This window comes from Anabaena sp. CCY 9910 (genome assembly GCF_963920875.1).
Classification (GTDB): domain Bacteria; phylum Cyanobacteriota; class Cyanobacteriia; order Cyanobacteriales; family Nostocaceae; genus Trichormus; species Trichormus variabilis.
In genome coordinates this window covers 102184-120067 of sequence record NZ_CAWUDJ010000016.1, presented here as the reverse complement: position 1 = coordinate 120067, position 17884 = coordinate 102184, and the positions used below count along the sequence as shown (strand labels likewise).

17 protein-coding genes are annotated in these 17884 nt (G+C 43.5%); 11 read left to right on the top strand and 6 right to left on the bottom strand.

The features are described from left to right. Window positions 1–44 precede the first annotated feature (44 nt). Entirely contained in the window at window positions 45–1772 is a 1728-nt protein-coding gene (locus ACM5QX_RS14315) for a succinate dehydrogenase/fumarate reductase flavoprotein subunit (protein WP_414754137.1), read from the bottom strand. A gap of 138 nt (window positions 1773–1910) precedes the next feature. Next, a complete protein-coding gene (locus tag ACM5QX_RS14310) occupies window positions 1911–2228 on the bottom strand; it encodes a hypothetical protein (protein ID WP_011317789.1) in 318 nt (105 codons plus the stop codon). 300 nt (window positions 2229–2528) lie between these two features. On the opposite strand from ACM5QX_RS14310, the gene ACM5QX_RS14305 reads away from it, so the two are divergent. The 4 genes from ACM5QX_RS14305 to lepB all read left to right on the top strand — a co-directional run bounded on the left by ACM5QX_RS14305 (window position 2529) and on the right by lepB (window position 5615). Further along, a complete protein-coding gene (locus ACM5QX_RS14305; RefSeq protein ID WP_414754120.1) occupies window positions 2529–3176 on the top strand; it encodes a histidine phosphatase family protein in 648 nt (215 codons plus the stop codon). A gap of 43 nt (window positions 3177–3219) precedes the next feature. Next, entirely contained in the window at window positions 3220–4248 is a 1029-nt protein-coding gene (locus ACM5QX_RS14300; RefSeq protein WP_414754119.1) for a glucokinase, read from the top strand. Between the two features lie 45 nt (window positions 4249–4293). Further along, entirely contained in the window at window positions 4294–4911 is a 618-nt protein-coding gene (locus ACM5QX_RS14295; protein WP_414754118.1) for a hypothetical protein, read from the top strand. Window positions 4912–5042: 131 nt separating this feature from the next. Further along, the gene (gene lepB, locus ACM5QX_RS14290) at window positions 5043–5615 is read left to right on the top strand and encodes a signal peptidase I (RefSeq protein WP_011317785.1); all 573 of its coding nucleotides are present in this window, start codon (window positions 5043–5045) and stop codon (window positions 5613–5615) included. A 151-nt stretch (window positions 5616–5766) separates the two neighbouring features. Here the strand turns inward: lepB and ACM5QX_RS14285 are convergent, their stop codons facing one another. Beyond that, window positions 5767–6300, bottom strand: coding sequence for a helix-hairpin-helix domain-containing protein (locus ACM5QX_RS14285; protein ID WP_414754117.1), 534 nt, complete (start codon window positions 6298–6300; stop codon window positions 5767–5769). Between the two features lie 76 nt (window positions 6301–6376). Continuing rightward, window positions 6377–6751, bottom strand: a complete 375-nt coding sequence (locus tag ACM5QX_RS14280; RefSeq protein ID WP_011317783.1) for an SHOCT domain-containing protein — start codon at window positions 6749–6751, stop codon at window positions 6377–6379. Window positions 6752–6976: 225 nt separating this feature from the next. On the opposite strand from ACM5QX_RS14280, the gene ACM5QX_RS14275 reads away from it, so the two are divergent. Then, window positions 6977–7939: a J domain-containing protein gene (locus tag ACM5QX_RS14275; RefSeq protein WP_414754116.1), complete on the top strand. Its 963-nt coding sequence runs from the start codon at window positions 6977–6979 to the stop codon at window positions 7937–7939. A 112-nt stretch (window positions 7940–8051) separates the two neighbouring features. Continuing rightward, on the top strand, window positions 8052–8375 hold the full coding sequence (locus ACM5QX_RS14270; RefSeq protein ID WP_011317781.1) for a DUF1825 family protein: 324 nt from the start codon (window positions 8052–8054) through the stop codon (window positions 8373–8375). A 93-nt stretch (window positions 8376–8468) separates the two neighbouring features. On the opposite strand, the gene ACM5QX_RS14265 is transcribed toward ACM5QX_RS14270, so the two are convergent. Beyond that, window positions 8469–10391 carry a transglycosylase domain-containing protein gene (locus tag ACM5QX_RS14265; RefSeq protein ID WP_011317780.1) on the bottom strand — a complete coding sequence of 641 codons (1923 nt, stop codon included), beginning with the start codon at window positions 10389–10391 and terminating at the stop codon, window positions 8469–8471. Between the two features lie 176 nt (window positions 10392–10567). Between ACM5QX_RS14265 and tyrS the strand changes: the two genes are divergently transcribed. The 4 genes from tyrS to ACM5QX_RS14245 all read left to right on the top strand — a co-directional run bounded on the left by tyrS (window position 10568) and on the right by ACM5QX_RS14245 (window position 14390). Next, window positions 10568–11764, top strand: coding sequence for a tyrosine--tRNA ligase (gene tyrS / locus ACM5QX_RS14260; RefSeq protein ID WP_414754115.1), 1197 nt, complete (start codon window positions 10568–10570; stop codon window positions 11762–11764). Between the two features lie 103 nt (window positions 11765–11867). Then, complete coding sequence (gene pyrF, locus ACM5QX_RS14255) at window positions 11868–12584, top strand: orotidine-5'-phosphate decarboxylase (protein WP_414754114.1); 717 nt, start codon at window positions 11868–11870, stop codon at window positions 12582–12584. Between the two features lie 65 nt (window positions 12585–12649). Then, entirely contained in the window at window positions 12650–13300 is a 651-nt protein-coding gene (locus tag ACM5QX_RS14250; protein WP_414754136.1) for a hypothetical protein, read from the top strand. Between the two features lie 166 nt (window positions 13301–13466). Further along, on the top strand, window positions 13467–14390 hold the full coding sequence (locus tag ACM5QX_RS14245; protein ID WP_414754113.1) for a bestrophin family protein: 924 nt from the start codon (window positions 13467–13469) through the stop codon (window positions 14388–14390). A gap of 19 nt (window positions 14391–14409) precedes the next feature. Here the strand turns inward: ACM5QX_RS14245 and ACM5QX_RS14240 are convergent, their stop codons facing one another. Further along, on the bottom strand, window positions 14410–15258 hold the full coding sequence (locus tag ACM5QX_RS14240) for a M28 family peptidase (protein ID WP_414754111.1): 849 nt from the start codon (window positions 15256–15258) through the stop codon (window positions 14410–14412). A gap of 398 nt (window positions 15259–15656) precedes the next feature. Here ACM5QX_RS14240 and dnaK point away from each other — a divergent pair, with 398 nt between their 5' ends. Continuing rightward, entirely contained in the window at window positions 15657–17723 is a 2067-nt protein-coding gene (dnaK, locus tag ACM5QX_RS14235; protein ID WP_414754110.1) for a molecular chaperone DnaK, read from the top strand. Window positions 17724–17884 lie beyond the last annotated feature (161 nt).

Genomic DNA, 17884 nt, shown 5'->3' with positions numbered 1-17884 from the left:
AGCGTATTAGTTTTGCGTTTCTCGTCTCAATTTACTAGATGTATCTAATACTTCCGCTCCTGTGGCTGAAACATGGTAATTGTCACTGGGCGATATTGAATGTCAATCCCCGCAGGTGAATAGTAAGCCATTGTGTGTTGCAGTAACTTGGTATCATCTCGCTGTGGGTAATCTTCGCGGAAGTGTGCTCCACGACTTTCTTGACGATTTAAAGCTGAGGCTAAAATCATCTGTCCGACTATCATTAAACTCCGCAACTCTAAAGCTTCTACTAGTTCAGTATTCCAACAACAGCCTTTATCATCTAAGTATATTTGACTATATTTTTGTTGTATTTCTGTGATTTTTTGCCAACCTTGACTCATTAACTCTTGAGTGCGGAAAACGCCACAGTAATCTGTCATTGCGTCTTGAAAAGCTTGACGGACTTGATTGATTCGGTACCCTCCTGGCTGTTCCAGTAGGGCTTGGATTTCTTGCTGGGCTTGTTTGACGTAACGTTGTTCATCTATGGCAGGTAATTTACGGTTCTGTACATATTGAGCGATCGCCGCCCCAGTTCGTTTACCATAGACTACACATTCTAATAAAGAATTACTACCGAGACGATTTGCCCCGTGGACAGATACACAAGATGTTTCACCAGCCGCAAAAAACCCTTCAACTAAGCCATCGCCACTACTGCGGACTCTACCATCAGTGTTTACAGGAATACCACCCATACAATAGTGAATTGTCGGACGGACTGGCATAGGCTGAGTGACTGCATCCACACCGACTAAGCGATGGGCTTCTTCCCAACAGAAGGGAACGCGACTCATAATTTTTTCCTTGCCCATGTGACGCAAATCCAGATAGACAAAGGGGCCGCCAGGGCTACCATCCAAATTGACACCACGTCCAGCCCGAATTTCATAAGCGATCGCCCGTGAGGTAATATCGCGGGGTGCTAGTTCCATACGACTGGGTGCATAGGTCGCCATAAAGCGATCGCCTTCACTATTAATCAAATACGCCCCTTCTCCCCGCACAGCCTCGGAAATCAAGACACCAACTGGATACAAACCCGTGGGATGGAATTGGACAAACTCCATGTCTTCCAGAGGTAACCCAGCGATCGCACTCATCGCCAAGCCATCACCAGTAGAGGCATAATCGTTAGAAGTAGTGTTATAAACGCGACCATAACCCCCGGTGGCAAACATCACCGCCTTAGCCCGGACAACCTCAATATGCCCGTCTAACAGGCTGTACATGACTAAACCCTTTGCCTCATTTTCTTCCAAAATCAGGCGCATCACGTACCACTCTTGGTAAATCTGCACACCATAACGCCGCAAATTATTTACCAACTCGTGTAGAATGGCGTGACCAGTTTTATCAGCTGCGTAACAGGTGCGATCGTGGGAATGTCCACCAAAAGCCCGTTGAGCAATGCGGCCATCAGGGAGACGTGAGAACAAAACCCCCATATGTTCCAGGTCTATCACTACATCTGGGGCTTCCTGAGTCAGAATTGCCACAGCATCTTGGTCTGCTAAATAATCAGAACCTTTGACAGTATCAAAAGCGTGAGCTTCCCAAGTATCAGTAGAATCTACATTTTTCAGTGATGCAGCCATACCACCTTGAGCTGCCACCGAGTGAGAACGAATAGGGTGAGTTTTGGCAACCACCGCCACATTTAAACTAGGGTCAGTACGGGCAATTTCCACAGCCGCCCGACATCCCGCCAGCCCACCCCCGACAATAATCACATCATGCTCTAGCATATTAACCATCGACTGCAAAAGACTGCTGTTCTATTGTAGAGAGGTGATTCACTCAGCAGTTTTGCATTTTTACAAAAAAATTCCCTGCCAGTAGACAGGGAACTTACAAAATTCAAAATTCAACATTAGCTAATAATATCAACTTGTGGCTTGTACAGGTTGTTGTTGGGAAACATTACCAGGAATAGGTTCGGTCTTTGTTCCTGGTTCTACCGCCATAACTTCAATATGATTTAATAATGTTGTTACAAAAGCAAACAACAAGAAAGGTAAAGATAAAAGCACGACCAGACCTACGGTTGCTAAAGCATACACTGGTCTTCTCGCGCCCATTAGTGCTAAAGCTGATGCCAAACTGAGGGTAACAGTAATTAACCAGACAATTATTTGACCGTAGATATCACCAAAGGTCAAAGTACAGATAAAACGATATTTTTGATTATTATTTTTGCTCATTTATTTCTGCCTCAAGTCTCTCCTATAGGTTCTACGTTAAAACCATGTTTGACAGGCAGACAATTTCTCAATATTTTTCCAAGGTTTGTAATATCACTTCACATGATCTCAGTGCTGAGTGGGGAGGAGCAGGGGAAGCAAAGAAGAATAACTATGGACTGTTGACTAATGACTATTGACCATTGACTATTGACTCATTACAAAAGATTACAAAATTTGTCATATATTGGTTTTGCACCCGTCTTGATGGGTGTCTATTTTTGTGTGCAGCGAATAAAATTCGCCTGAATAAATAAACCCATGAGTCAAATAGTCTGGATCGCAAGACACGCCAACCGCCTCGACTTTGTTAACCCCGACTGGTTTCTCACCGCAGAACGACGCTATGATCCACCCTTGTCTGATGATGGGATGGTACAAGCTAAACAGCTTGCTCAACGTTTACGAGAGGAGAAAATCGCTCATATTTTTGCTTCTCCTTTTCTGCGAACAGTACAAACAGCTAACGCCGTAGCAGAGGTCTTGGATTTGCCCATAAATCTAGAAACGGGTTTGAGTGAATGGCTTAATCCTGCTTGGATGACTGAAGAACCAGAAAAACTACCAACTCCAGCCTTAGCAGAATTATTTCCCCGAATTGATCTCGGTTACACAGCACGCATTGCAGCCAACTATCCCGAAACCCACGAAGAAGTCAGGGCGCGTTCGGGACAAACAGCCCGATGTTTAGTAACTGAATGTTTTCCAGATAATATTTTGTTGGTAGCACATGGGGCCTCTGTGTTGGGGGCGGCTATGGGGCTAGTAGGAGAAATCGCCAAAACTGAAGTTAAAGCTTCCTTATGTTCCTTAGTCAAAGTTGTGCGTTATGGCCCGGATTGGTTGCTAGAACTAAAAGGAGACACTTCTCATTTGACTCAGGTAGAAGAAGTTATCCGATTTGCATAAGCTGTTGACTGTTGACCACTAACTAAATTTACTGATAATTTTTATGACTTTATTGTTAGCAGGAGATATCGGCGGGACGAAAACTATTTTGCGATTGGTGGAAGTATCAAATTCGTCGGAACTGCACAATATTTATGAGGAAAGTTACCAGAGTGGGGATTTTCCCGATTTAGTGCCGATGGTGCAGCAATTTTTAGTCAAGGCTAATATACCTAGTCATCCCGAAAAGGCTTGCTTTGCGATCGCCGGCCCGGTGGTGAATAATACTGCCAAGCTGACCAATTTAGTCTGGTTTTTGGATACTGAACGGCTAGCACAAGAATTAAGTATCCCGTTAATTTCCCTAATTAATGATTTTGCTGCTGTTGGCTATGGGATTTTTGGTCTAACTAAACAAGATTTGTTCACCTTACAAGCTGGTAAACATCAACCAGAAGCGCCTATTGCTATTATTGGTGCTGGCACTGGATTAGGACAAGGATTTTTAATTAAACAGGGAAACCAATATCAAGTTTTCCCCTCGGAAGGTGGACACGCCGACTTTGCCCCCCGCAACGAGTTAGAGTTTCAGTTGTTGAAATATCTCCTAGATAAACATGATATCCAGCGTGTTTCTGTGGAACGGGTGGTTTCTGGACAGGGGGTTGTCGCCATTTATCAATTTTTACGCGACCGCAAACTTGCTATAGAATCCCCAGAAATTGCCCAAGTTGTCCGCACTTGGGAACAACAAGCAGGACAGGCAGAAAAAACCGTTGATCCTGGTGCGGCTATTGGTAAAGCCGCAGTCCAAGGAAGCGATCGCCTTTCGGAACAAACCCTACAATTATTTATTGATGCCTATGGCGCAGAAGCGGGAAATCTTGCCCTCAAACTCCTACCATACGGCGGTTTGTACATTGCGGGTGGGATTGCGCCTAAAGTCTTGCCATTGATTGAAAATAGCAATTTCTTGCTTAATTTCAGCCAAAAAGGCAGAATGCGTCCTCTGCTAGAAGAAATACCCGTACATATCATTCTTAACCCACAAGTGGGACTCATAGGTGCTGCTTTGTGTGCTGCTAGGTTATAACAGCTAGCATCATCAGTGATATCAGCATCTGCGAATGCTAAAACCATGACACCAAAATTTGTCTTACCATTCATCGCCGCCACCTTAGTTTCTAGCGGTTCCATGATTGTAGAAGCACGCCAGCCGAAACCTGCTTCTGTGCCTGCCAAAACAGCAGTGTCTCAAAAGAAACCTGCTCAACCAGTCCCATCAGAATGGAAGTTATTTACTGCCCCAGATGGACGCTTTTCTGTGTTAATGCCAGGAATACCTAAACAGGATTCTCAAACCCAAAAAACTTACATGGGGGAAATTAACCTAGAGGTATTTTTAGCCCAACCACCGAAACAGGAAGTAGCCTATTTAGTGGTATACAATGAATTTCCCCATAGTTATGGGAAAATAACAGACCCCCAAGAAATATTGAATAACGTTCGGGATATGGCGCTGAAGACTACCCAAAGTAATTTGTTGAATCAGCGCAATATTCGCAGTTCTAATGGTCATCCAGGTAAGGAAATTGCATACATTAATTCTGGTGGCAAAATTACCAGAAGTAGAATTTACTTAGCTGAAGGACGCTTGTATCAAGTAATGGCTATAACTACTAAAAAACAGCAGCAGAATTTAGCTAAAACCATTACGGGGTATCTCAATTCTTTTCACTTAGTTCTGAAAAAGTAAAAAAAGATCAGGGTGTGAGGATATAATCCTGACACCCTTAAACACTCCTAAAATAAAGAATTTGGCTGCATAAGTCCTAATAGAATAATCAAAGTATTTGTTTTACCTAATTCAACTGGCCAAAAACTTCTATGAATCCTCAGGAAAGTGATACGAAACAAGCCTCTACACCATCGAAAGCATGGCGAGGTTGGCAAGAAAATTTAACGCTGATAGCGATCGCTTTGTGTTTAGCCCTATTAATTCGCACTTTCATCGCCGAACCCCGCTACATACCTTCAGAATCAATGGTTCCTACTTTATATGAAGGCGATCGCCTAGTAGTGGAAAAAGTCTCTTACAATTTTCAACAACCAACAACTGGGGATATTGTCGTTTTTCAGCCACCCGCAGAACTACAACGCCGGGGATACCCCAAAGATCAAGCCTTTATCAAACGTGTGATTGCTACACCAGGAGAAATCATCAGCGTTAACAATGGCAAAGTCTATTTAAATGGAAAAGCATTACCAGAAGACTACATTGCAGAACCACCCAATCAACCATTTCCACCAGTCAAAGTCCCAGATAACCAGTTCTTCGTTATGGGAGACAACCGCAACAACAGTAATGACTCCCGCTACTGGGGCTTTTTACCCAAGGAGAATATTATTGGTAGGGCAGTATTTCGCTTTTGGCCCCTGGATCGTTTAGGAATAATTTAAATAGGACTTACCCATGAAAACAAAAAATCAAGGGTTTGGAAAGGGGTGTATGGGTATAGGGGTATAAATGTTTGAAACCCTTACACTCCTATACCCTTGCACCCTTACACCCGGACTCAACAGAAAATCCGGGTGCGTAAGTCCTAAAGAATTAAAACCTTAGAAAATACATTAACTGGGCGATCGCCTCACCAGGCAGTTGTAATCTTCGTTGGAAATCAGCTAAATTCCGATAAGCTCCCGCCGAAACTCGATTTTCTACCACAGCCTGGGCTAAAGACACATCCATATATGGTATTTGGACTAACTGTTCAACTGAGGCGGTATTGGGATTAACTAATTGCGTAAAACCAACTATTGATTCATGATCATAATAACTAAAAATCAATAAAGGCTTTAACGGTTCCAGTCTTGGTGCTGGTAGCCCCAAAGCCGCAGCAATATCTTCAATACAGTAAAATTTAACACCGGAATGGGAAAGCTCCACAAGCGATCGCGCTTGGTGAATAGACAAACCCGGTAGCCGCAACCAATCATCAACAGTTGCTTGATTAGTATCAATACGAATTCCCAATTCTGCTGCAATCTGAATCTCTTCCCCAGACTGTAGTCGATAGTATGGGTCATTGAGCAGCTTGGCACGAAGTTTTTGTAACTTAGAATTCCAAGGAAGCCATTTAGTCATTAGTCATTAGTCATTAGTCATTAGTTATTATTCTTTGCACCCCCCGCTTCCCCTGCTCCCCAATCTCCAATCCCCATCAAGAAATCTGATCTAGCAACTGACGGCGCTTTTGTTCAAATTCGTACTCAGAAATCAAGCCATCTTGACGTAGGTTATCTAATTCACGTAAGGCATCAGCGATCGCCCCCACCTGATTGACTACATATGGGGATTGCTTGACTGCGGGTTTACCCAAATTAAAATTCCTGTCAAAAGCTTCTTCATCTTGGGCTAAATACCAAACCCCTTCAATAGCACTAGCTACCTTAGGAATAGGTGTCCAAGAAAGTAAAACATACAACAACCCCCAAAGTGGCTGTCCTAGATAGAACTTATGTAATCCAGAGATGCTCACTGTCCCAGCAAAAGCTAAAATAGCGGCAATGCTTCGACTTTTACGCTTAGTTAACATATCCCCTATTAATCTATCATTACCACAGTTTTGTCAATCAGAGTGCGATCGTCGCAAAACACCTAAATAAATGCGGCCTTACAAAATTTCATTTCACCTGCAAAATATAAATATATTTTATTCATTTAAACCCCACGTAAATATTAATCCCTAACCCCATTCCCCAGCATCCAATCCCCACTCCTCGATGCTATCTTAAAGTTTTCATCTGCAAATCCTAATCAAATGTCACAGACTTTTCTCCCCACAGAATGGCTGAAACAACTCTCCGACCCCTATGCTGTGTTAGGGATTCCTGTGACTGCTGATGAGAAAAAAATTCTCGCCCGCTATCACGTTTTAGCAAAACTATTACATCCTGACCGCTACACTAACAACGATAGTCTAGAGAAAGAATTAGGCACAGCAATCTTTACCTGTTTAGTTAACCCTGCTTACGAGCAATTGAAGAATAAGCACAAGCGTCAGGACATTTTAGAATCGCTGCGGTCAGAAGCGATCGCCTGGAAAAAAAAGTCCCTATATCTGCAAAGTGCCGTAGCCAAGCAAATGATGGCAATGTCTGCACAACAGGCAGATTCGTTTTATCAACAGGCGATCGCCACCTATGCTGAAGCCCAGTATAAATCTCCGCGCAAGTGCCATCAAGTAACTAAACAAATAATTACCCTTAATCTAGCTTACTTATCCTTGCAAAAGTCCGAACCTTTAATTTTGGAAGTAAATCCACCTGTAAAGCCCAAGGGAAACCCTCAACCAGTAGAACCCCAGGAAAGAGAGATCACATCAGGCGAGAAAGCTAGTGTCCATCCCGCAGTTATAAATTATGCCCCGCGTCACTACCAGCGTGGCCTTCAGTATACAAAACAAGGTCAATGGGCTATTGCAGTGCAGGAACTACGGGATGCGATTAAGCTAGAACCAAGTAACAGCGATTATTATGCCTTATTAGGCTTCGTTTATCTACGACAGAGTTTTCTGGGGATGGCGAAAGTTTATATGCGCCAAGCATTAAAACTAAATCCGCAGCAAGAACTAGCTTTAAAATATGCCAAATATTTAAAAATCGACTGTATGGATAATCTTGATCCACCATCACTGGCTAAAGCTATAGGCATTGCTGCTATATTGAGCAAATTTGTTACCAAATTAGAAGCTAATCTCAGTCAAGTGTTGAAATCTCGGTAAAAAACCGTACTGAGACCGAAGTTTATTTATAAGATGAATCCCCTAGACTAGAATAAAAATAGAGGCAAAACTATAAGCTGCTGAGTGATATTACTCAGCCCAGTAGAGGCACATGGGATTCTTTGACTCTGAGATAGTTCAGCAAGAAGCAAAACAGTTGTTTGAAGATTATCAAGCACTGATTAAACTAGGCAACAACTACGGTAAGTTTGACCGTGAAGGTAAAAAGTTATTTATTGAGCAAATGGAAGCCATGATGGATCGCTATCGCGTCTTTATGAAGCGATTCGAGCTTTCAGAAGACTTTATGGCACAAATGACTGTAGAGCAGCTCAAGACTCAACTAAATCAGTTTGGCATCACTCCTCAACAGATGTTCGACCAGATGAATCTGACTCTAGAGAGGATGAAATCTGAACTGGAGAAACAGACTTGACAAGAAAGTGGGGACTAGGAGCAAGATAGGGCAAAGGGAGTAGAGGGGATAACTGACTCAAAAATGCTTGCTCAATCCCCAATCCCCACTCCCTTAATTCGCCTTAGGACGCGGAAATTGAGAAGGCGGCTTGAAGTTCTGCACTGGTACGCCCTTGAGTGCCTTAGTCATAAAATCACGCCAGATAGGAGCAACCTTACCACCACCAGTTGCGCCACTGGCTAGCTGCCGGTTGTCATCCCTGCCTATCCAGACAGCAGTTGTTAACTGCGGTACAGTACCCACAAACCAAATATCTTTTTCAGATGAGGTTGTACCTGTTTTCCCCGCAGCCGGGCGATCAATAGCCGCACCTTTACCAGTACCATCGGTAACAACCGATCGCATCACATCGATAATCGCTGCCGATGCCCAAGGATCTAACACTAACTGGGGTTTAGGAGTATTATCTAACAACACATTGCCACTACTATCAGTAATCCGCGCAATCACTGTCGGTGGTGATTGCCAACCATAATTGGCAAAAGTCGCATAAGCACTAGCCATTTCCAGTGGTGTGACACCAATCGCCCCTAGCGGCAGAGAGGTCACAGGTTCCATCGGACTCATGATTCCTAAAATGCGGCAAGTTTCCACAACTTTATTCATACCGATGGTTTTACCCAGTTTAATCACGGGAATGTTACGTGATTGTGCCAGGGCAGTGCGAATGGACATGGCACCGCTAAAGCCACCATCATAGTTTCTAGGACTATACCAATTATCACCATCACGATATCTCACTGGGGCATCTATCACCGTGCTATCAGGTGCAAATTTACCAGTAGCAAAAGCAGCATAGTAAACAAACGGTTTAAAGGAAGATCCCGGTTGACGTAGAGCTTGTGTAGCCCGGTTAAACTCACTAGCTCTAGAGTCTACGCCACCGACTAGGGCTTTGACAAAATGAGTCCTGGGGTCAATAGCTACCAGGGCAATTTGATTTCTACTTAATCCTTCACCAAGTAGAGTTTTATGCCATTTCTTCACAGTGTCTTCTGCCATTGTTTGGAAATTAGCATCGACAGTAGTTTGTACCCGCATACCACCCTTCAACAAGGTTTCACGACCAAACTTTTTCGCTAATTCCTGGGACACAGTGTTGGTTATATATGGCAACGCACTACCTTGAAATGACCTAATTCTGCCGAATGTGAGTTCTTCCTTGAGAGCGTCATCATATTCTTTCTGGGTAATCCAGTTCAATTCCAGCATCCGCCCCAGTACTTCTTTTTGTTTTTGTTTTGCCAATTTTTTACTGGCAAAGGGGCTAAATTCTTCTGGTGCTTGGATTAAACCCGCCATCATTGCCGATTCAGCGATCGTTAAGTTCTCGGCTGACTTGTTAAAGTAACTACGTGATGCTGTTTGCACACCATAATTATTGTGACCCCAATACACTTGATTGAGGTACATTTCTAAAATTTGGTCTTTAGTAAGAATTTGTTCTAAGCGGATTGCCAGCACTCCTTCCGCTAACTTCCTAGTAAAAGCGCGTTTACGAGTCAAAAAGAGGTTCTTCACCAACTGCATGGTGATGGTAGAACCACCTTCTTTTACACCACCCGCCACCAAGTTAGTGACGACAGCACGCCCTACACCAGTGGGGTTAATACCGTGGTGATAATAGAAATGACTATCTTCACTGGCGAGTACAGCCCGTTTCAGATTGGGGGAAATTCGATCTAACGGTACAACTTCGCGGTTGGCTTCCCCGTGGACACTAGCTAGTAGTTTGCCTTTAATGTCGTAGATGTAAGTTGTTTCCGATGGGAAGAAATTACGTAGCTGTCTGACATCTGGTAAATTGCGGAAACTGATCGCTAAACCAACAAGCCCTCCAGCTACAATGGAGCTTGTCAACATCGTCAGTGATAAAAGAGTGCCGCCAGCTATCTGGCCTACTCCTTTAAAAAACTCAAATCCCGACGAAGTACGACGTTGCGGTTGCTTTTGTTCAAAAGTCCTAGACGACACGGCGATTTCACTTCCTCACTTGTAAATATTACTGTAATTCATTCTTTGAAGCAGGGTGGTTAATTTTTTGCAATTATATTAGTTTGGCAGATGAAATAACGGACAATTTGTCTCGTGAACATAACCAACCCAATTTCTCTAGTAAAAAACGTAGTTAATAGCGAATCTCTTAAAGTATGGCGGAAAATTTTTCTTGGCTACATCGTGGGATAGCGGAAGTTTTCCCACAACCTACTGATGCTGAAAGCGACATCGAGAGTCTAGAGAAACGCCTAGCAACTACGGATCGACCTCTACGGGTTAAATATGGTATTGACCCGACAGGAGCCGATATTCATCTTGGTCATAGCATACCAATGCGTAAACTGCGAGGGTTTCAAGATGCTGGTCATACGGCAGTGTTAATTATTGGTGATTTTACGGCACGTATTGGCGACCCAACAGGTAAGTCTGAGATGCGTCGTCAACTAACAGAGGAAGATGTGAAGCAAAATGCTCAAACCTACCTCGACCAAGTGCGTCCTATTTTGGATTTTGACACACCAGGCAGATTAGAGGTACGTTATAACTCAGAATGGCTTTCCCGGCTTGATTTAGGGAAAATTACTGAGTTACTTGCTACCATGACCGTGGGGCAAATGTTAGCCAAGGAAGGCTTTGCCGATCGCTATAAGAAAGAGAACCCAATTTTCCTGCATGAGTTCCTTTATCCTTTGATGCAGGGGTATGATTCGGTGGCTATTGAGGCAGATGTGGAATTAGGCGGCACAGACCAGAAGTTTAACATTGCTGTTGGTCGTGATTTACAGCGCCATTTTGGTCAAAAGCCCCAGTTTGGAGTACTTTTGCCTATTTTGATTGGCACTGATGGTGTGCAGAAAATGTCCAAGTCTTTAGGTAATTACGTGAGTTTGTCTGAACACCCAGGACAAAAATACCAAAAGTTACAAGGTGTTCCCGATCAAATGCTGGAACAGTATTTTGAACTATTGACAGATTTACCCATAGACAAGTTACCAGCAAATCCCCGCGATCGCCAAATGCTCCTAGCTTGGGAAATCGTCAAACAATACCACGGCGAACAAGCAGCACAAGAAGCCAAAGAAGCTGCCCAAAGTGGCGGTAAAGAAGGCGCTGTCCCAGAATTTTCTTTGGCTGGTGTACCCCAATTCCCTGTTAAGTTGGCTTATTTACTCGGTGCTACTGGCTTATGCAAAAGCACAGGGGAAGGTAAACGGAAAATCCAAGAAGGTGGAGTACGCTTAGATGGCGATCGCATTTCTGATGCCGATACCACCTTCCAGCAGCCAGATGAACTCCAAGGGCGAGTGTTACAAGTAGGTAAAAATAAGTTTGTGCGTTTAGTACCGTAAAAGAGGCAGGGGGCAGGGAGAAGGGAGCAAGGGGGCAGACAACTGTACAGACGCGATTAATCGCGTCTCTGACAACCGACAACTGACAAATGACAAATGACAAATGACAAATAACAAAATAATTGTGGCTTTGGATGTGCCGGATACGGAGAGTGCGATCGCTCTCATTGATAAGTTAGAGTCGGTGACTTTCTGGAAGGTTGGGTTGGAATTGTTTACTAGTTCCGGCCCGAAAATTCTAGAAGTACTGAAATCTAGACAAAAGCGTATCTTTCTCGATTTAAAATTTCACGACATCCCCAATACCGTGGCTGGGGCTTGCCGTGCGGCGGCTAGTTACGGGGTAGATTTGATGACAATTCATGCTACCTCTGGCAGAGATGCCCTCAGAGCGGCGAAAGAGGCAGTAGAGGAGGGGGCTGCACAAGCTGGGGTGAAACCTTCTAAGTTAATTGCTGTGACGGTGCTAACCAGTATTTCTGCTAGACAGTTGGCGTTAGATTTGAAAATTCCTGTAGAGTTGCCAGAATATGCCTTAGATATGGCGTTGATGGCGCAAGAAGAGGGATTAGATGGGGCTGTGTGTTCACCCCAGGAAGTAACGCAGTTGCGGCAAATTTGCGGTGATGATTTTGTGCTGGTTTGTCCGGGGGTACGCCCAACATGGGCAGAAGCAAAAGACCAAAAGCGATCGCTCACCCCCTCCCAAGCTATTCAAGCCGGGGCTGATTATTTAGTAATTGGTCGTCCCATTACTGCTGCTGCTGAACCTGAGTTAGCCTGGAAACGAATTGCTCAAGAGTTAACTACAGTGGCATGAAAGTAGACATGGGAGGGCAAAGGAGCAGGGGGAGCAGAGGAGCAGGGGAAGCAGGGGAAGGATTGATGACTCAGCAGGCTACTCTACCCCTGATAACGCTAACAGCACTCAACTTTGTTAAAAAGACAAGTTATGGTTTTTGGCTGCTGACTTTGGGTTTTTGGCTGATTGTTTCCAATAGTTCCCAGAAAACGGCATTTTCACAAAACCTCTCTCCCCAAACCTCTGTACAGCCTCAGAAAAAGTTTGTTTGTCATCAGCAAAGTTTAGAGACTTTAACTACTCAGCTATTGCGTGATTTACCGAGTTATGCCAATCGTGCCACTCAACGCGGTCGTCGCCTCCGCCGCAGTAGTGATATTTATAGTTATATGTTGATAGCTGGTAGACCTGAGTTTCAGCCCTTACCTTTAAATGTTGAGGGTTCCAATACAGATAGGCAAAAGAAATCTGTGTCAGATGTTGAGCAAGTTTTCTTTACTACCTTAGAACGGCAGTACATAGATAAAAAAGCAGTGGAATTACAAGAATTTCATTGGTTATTACTGACGAAAACTTCTAGCGACTGGCGTTTTGTCATGATGTTTACTCAGACTGGTGCTTATCCCCAACAACAACCACCATCGCCACCACGAGATAGTAGTAACGGTAGTATTGCTCAAGGTGTCAAAACTTGGTTACGAGATTGTCGGGCGGGAAGCTTACGTATGCGATGAGTTTCTGTGAAACAGGATTCAGATACCCGACTTTTTGAAAAAGTCGGATATCTTGCCGATCATAGTAAATTCCGCAATGCCAATTGTGCTACTTATGGAGTTATGATTTTTAAGTTATTCAGACATTTGCTGGATGAGTTCGCCCAGTATTTTTTAGGTTAATGAGATGACTGTTGAGAGAAAACGCTGGTTTCAAATAGCTTTTCAACTTAGAGGCTCAGTTATTGGCGCAATTTACAAACGCGTTATTTGCTGCGCTTTATTTGGGGTATTAGTTACTTTACTTTATCAACTAAAAATTCCTGTATCCCAACCGATTTTAGGTAGTGTTATTCCTAGTATTGTTTTAGGTTTATTACTAGTGTTTCGGACAAATACTGCTTATGATCGTTTTTGGGAAGGTAGGAAAGCATGGGGGTCTATAGTCAACAATACGCGTAATTTGGCTAGACAAATTTGGGTATCTGTGGATGAAATTTCACCAAAGGATAGAGAAGCTAAAATATCAGTTTTAAACTTATTAGTTGCTTTTGCTGTGGCTACTAAATTGCATTTGCGTGGAGAACCTATAAATAGTGAACTTGAAGACTTAATCTCCACTTCTCGATATTTCAAACTTAAGAGTATGAATAATCCGCCGCTAGAAGTAGCCTTCTGGATTGGAGATTATTTACAACAGCAATATACTCGCAAGTGCTTAAACACTTATCAATTAACATCTATACAAGAATTATTAAACAATTTGGTTGATAATCTAGGGTCTTGTGAACGGATTCTCAGAACACCGATGCCTTTAGCTTATTCTATACATCTCAAGCAATTATTATTATTATATTGTTTTCTCTTACCTTTTCAAATGGTAGAGAGTTTGGGTTGGTGGACAGGTTTAGTTGTGGGGTTAGTGAGTTTTACTTTATTTGGCATTGAAGCGATTGGTTTAGAGATTGAAAATCCTTTTGGTTATGATCCTAACGATTTACCATTAGATGCTATCTGTAACACAATGAAGCGAAATATTGACGATTTAACTAGTTTATCTCCCAACGTGCGTTCTCATGATCTGGGTGAAACGTCAAATGTGACAATCTAGAAAATTGGCACACCATTGTTCACAGCCGCCGGATACTGATTTCTAAGCCTTCGCACACGCCTGTGAGAAAATCTAAATCGAGAGTGGCGATCGCATCACTGGCTTTATGATAATGAGGATTCCGCAAAAAGGCTGTATCTGTCACCATAATTGCTGGGTAACCCGCATCCCAAAATGGTGCATGATCACTTAATCTGGTTTGGGGAACAATCAAGCCTCGATTTGGTACTGGTAGCCACTGACTGGATATACCAGCTTTACGAATATGGCGACTCATACCAATTAAGTCGGGGATAGTGCGTAAATTACCAATTAAAGCAATAAAATCACCCGTATTGGGGTAAAACTTATCTAATGGTGCAGGATATCTCTGTGAACCGGGCGTAGAGTCCCGATATCCCAGCATTTCTAAAGACATCATCAAGCGTAACGGCTGCTGTTGTTGACGTAATAAGCCTGTATAATCAGTACTACCCAGCAAGCCATATTCTTCCATATCAAAGGCCACCAATCGCAGAGGATATTTAGCTGGTGCAGCCGCAAACTTTCTCGCCAATTCTAATAAAACTACTACCCCTGTAGCATTATCATCAGCTCCTGACGTTCCTGGTACACCATCATAGTGTGCGCCAATTAAAATAGGTGGTAGCCCCTGTTTTTTCCCTAGAGATTGGGACGGCAAATTGAGTATGAGATTGTTAAAAGATTTATTGCCTACTTGAAAGGTGTGGATTTCCACACTTCCCCACTGGGCAAATTCTTGGCGAATGTATTCTTGGACAAAGAAATGTCCTGCCGTTGCTAGATAAGGATCACGTTCTCGTGCTACCTGTATTAAATGATTGTGTAATCTGGCTTTTAAATTCAAGTGTTTAGAACAATTGTAATATCTATTTTGTCAGTGGTCAGTGGTCAGTAGTCCCTGGCTTTCATATACTAAGTCAACATACTCTTGGGTTATTGTATTGAACCTGATTCAAAAACAAATGACACACATAGCAATTAAGATAAGGGTGGGTTTCCCAACTTGAAGATGTAAAGAAGTTCACAGATGAGGCTACAACATTTACAACGGCTAGAACATACTAAGCATTGTCAATGTTATCCTAGTCTTGCAACTAAATCCTCAAGCTATAATTCTTCCACTTTTTGCCTTAATGATGACTGTTATACCATTGAGGCAAGTTTACCCTGTAGCACAAAGCTAGAGGTAGTTCTGCCCAATCATAATATATATAGTAAGACACAGTAGGAGAAGAGTAAGGCATGGGCAAGGTAGTCGGCATCGACTTGGGTACAACCAACTCAGTAGTCGCCGTGATGGAGGGTGGCAAGCCGGTGGTGATTGCCAATGCAGAAGGAATGCGAACAACCCCCTCGGTCGTTGGCTTCAGCAAAGATGGTGAACGGGTAGTTGGGCAAATGGCACGGCGACAAACAGTCCTTAACCCTCAAAATACATTTTTTGCCGTGAAACGCTACATTGGGCGCAGGTATAACGAACTTAGCCCAGAATCAAAGCGTGTACCTTATACAATTCGCAAAGATGATGTTGGCAATATTAAAGTCGCCTGTCCTCGTCTGAATAAGGAATTTGCAGCCGAAGAGATTTCGGCAATGGTGCTGAAAAAATTAGCAGATGACGCTAGCGCTTATTTAGGATCAGCAGTCACAGGCGCAGTCATCACGGTACCCGCTTATTTTAACGACTCCCAAAGACAAGCAACCCGCGATGCTGGCAGAATAGCCGGTTTAGAAGTGTTGCGGATTCTCAATGAACCAACAGCCGCATCGTTAGCTTACGGGTTAGACAGAGGCGATACGGAAACCATCTTAGTTTTTGACTTGGGTGGCGGTACATTTGACGTATCGATTCTGGAAGTAGGAGATGGAGTATTTGAAGTTAAAGCTACTAGTGGCGATACCCAACTGGGGGGGAATGACTTTGATAAAAAAATTGTCGATTGGTTAGCAGAGCAATTTTTAGAGACAGAAGGTGTAGACTTAAGACGCGATCGCCAAGCTTTGCAACGTTTGATGGAAGCCGCAGAAAAAGCTAAAATCGAACTTTCTGCCGTCAGTATCACCGATATCAACTTACCCTTCATCACCGCCACGGAAGACGGCCCCAAACATTTGGAAACTAGGCTGACACGTTCCCAATTTGAAGGTTTATGTGCTGACTTATTAGGCCGTGTCCGCAACCCAGTGAAACGGGCGCTAAAAGATGCCGGACTCAGACCTGATGATATCGAAGAAGTCGTACTAGTTGGTGGTTCGACAAGAATGCCAATGGTGAAACAACTGGTGCGGGACTTAATTGGCATTGAACCCAGCGAAAATGTCAACCCTGATGAAGTGGTGGCGATGGGTGCAGCCATTCAAGCGGGGATTCTGGCAGGAGAATTCAAAGATGTGCTGCTGCTAGATGTTACACCCTTATCTTTGGGATTAGAAGCGATCGGTGGCGTGATGAAAAAACTCATCCCCCGTAATACCACCATCCCCGTTCGCCGTTCTGATATTTTCTCTACCTCCGAAAATAACCAAAACTCCGTGGAAATTCACGTAGTCCAAGGTGAACGGGAAATGGCAGGTGATAACAAATCCCTGGGACGTTTCAAACTCTACGGCATTCCCCCAGCGCCACGAGGTATTCCCCAAATCCAGGTAGCATTTGATATCGATGCCAACGGGATTTTACAGGTAACAGCTTTAGACAGAACCACTGGCAGGGAACAGAGTATCACCATTCAAGGTGCTTCTACCTTAAGTGAATCAGAAGTTAACCGGATGATTCAGGAAGCCCAAAAATATGCTGACGTTGACCGGGAACGCAAAGAGAGAGTAGAAAAACGTACTCGTTCTGAAGCCTTGATTCTCCAAGGGGAACGCCAACTCAGAGAAGTCGCTTTAGAATTTGGGATGCAGTTTGCCCGTAACCGTCGCCAACGCATCGATAATATTAGCCGGGAACTGAAGGAAAGTCTCAAAGAAAATGACGATCGCGGGATTGACCAAGCTTACGCCGACCTGCAAGATGCTCTATATGAGCTAAATCGAGAAGTTCGTCAGTATTATGCTGAGGACGAAGACGACGATTTATTTGCCACAATCAAAGACATCTTTGTCGGCGATAAAGACAAGGAACGCGACCTTCCCAGAGATAGCTATCGAGAACGCGATTCTTACAATAACAGAGATTATGGCAGAGACTATGGCAGAGATTACGGACGAGACAGCCGTCCTTCCTATGACAGCAACCGCCCTCCTCGTAAATCGCCCCGTCCCAGCTATCAAGATAATTGGGACGATGATGATGATTGGCTATAGATGAGGAATAGGGAGGAATCAATTCAAAATAGCCTACGGTATCGCGTAGCATCTCCTAGAGAAGGCTACGCCAACAAAATTAAGGAATTGATTCCCATCTCCTCTTCTGCCTGAATGCGGATTTGGTAATTGATAATTGGTAATTGGTAATTAGTAACAAT

Coding starts and splice junctions, on each gene's coding strand:
- ACM5QX_RS14315 (WP_414754137.1), bottom strand. CDS start 1,772: ATGCTAGAGCATGATGTGATTATTGTCGGGGGTGGGCTGGCGGGATGT.
- ACM5QX_RS14310 (WP_011317789.1), bottom strand. CDS start 2,228: ATGAGCAAAAATAATAATCAAAAATATCGTTTTATCTGTACTTTGACC.
- ACM5QX_RS14305 (WP_414754120.1), top strand. CDS start 2,529: ATGAGTCAAATAGTCTGGATCGCAAGACACGCCAACCGCCTCGACTTT.
- ACM5QX_RS14300 (WP_414754119.1), top strand. CDS start 3,220: ATGACTTTATTGTTAGCAGGAGATATCGGCGGGACGAAAACTATTTTG.
- ACM5QX_RS14295 (WP_414754118.1), top strand. CDS start 4,294: ATGACACCAAAATTTGTCTTACCATTCATCGCCGCCACCTTAGTTTCT.
- lepB (WP_011317785.1), top strand. CDS start 5,043: ATGAATCCTCAGGAAAGTGATACGAAACAAGCCTCTACACCATCGAAA.
- ACM5QX_RS14285 (WP_414754117.1), bottom strand. CDS start 6,300: ATGACTAAATGGCTTCCTTGGAATTCTAAGTTACAAAAACTTCGTGCC.
- ACM5QX_RS14280 (WP_011317783.1), bottom strand. CDS start 6,751: ATGTTAACTAAGCGTAAAAGTCGAAGCATTGCCGCTATTTTAGCTTTT.
- ACM5QX_RS14275 (WP_414754116.1), top strand. CDS start 6,977: ATGTCACAGACTTTTCTCCCCACAGAATGGCTGAAACAACTCTCCGAC.
- ACM5QX_RS14270 (WP_011317781.1), top strand. CDS start 8,052: ATGGGATTCTTTGACTCTGAGATAGTTCAGCAAGAAGCAAAACAGTTG.
- tyrS (WP_414754115.1), top strand. CDS start 10,568: ATGGCGGAAAATTTTTCTTGGCTACATCGTGGGATAGCGGAAGTTTTC.
- pyrF (WP_414754114.1), top strand. CDS start 11,868: ATGACAAATAACAAAATAATTGTGGCTTTGGATGTGCCGGATACGGAG.
- ACM5QX_RS14250 (WP_414754136.1), top strand. CDS start 12,650: ATGACTCAGCAGGCTACTCTACCCCTGATAACGCTAACAGCACTCAAC.
- ACM5QX_RS14245 (WP_414754113.1), top strand. CDS start 13,467: ATGACTGTTGAGAGAAAACGCTGGTTTCAAATAGCTTTTCAACTTAGA.
- dnaK (WP_414754110.1), top strand. CDS start 15,657: ATGGGCAAGGTAGTCGGCATCGACTTGGGTACAACCAACTCAGTAGTC.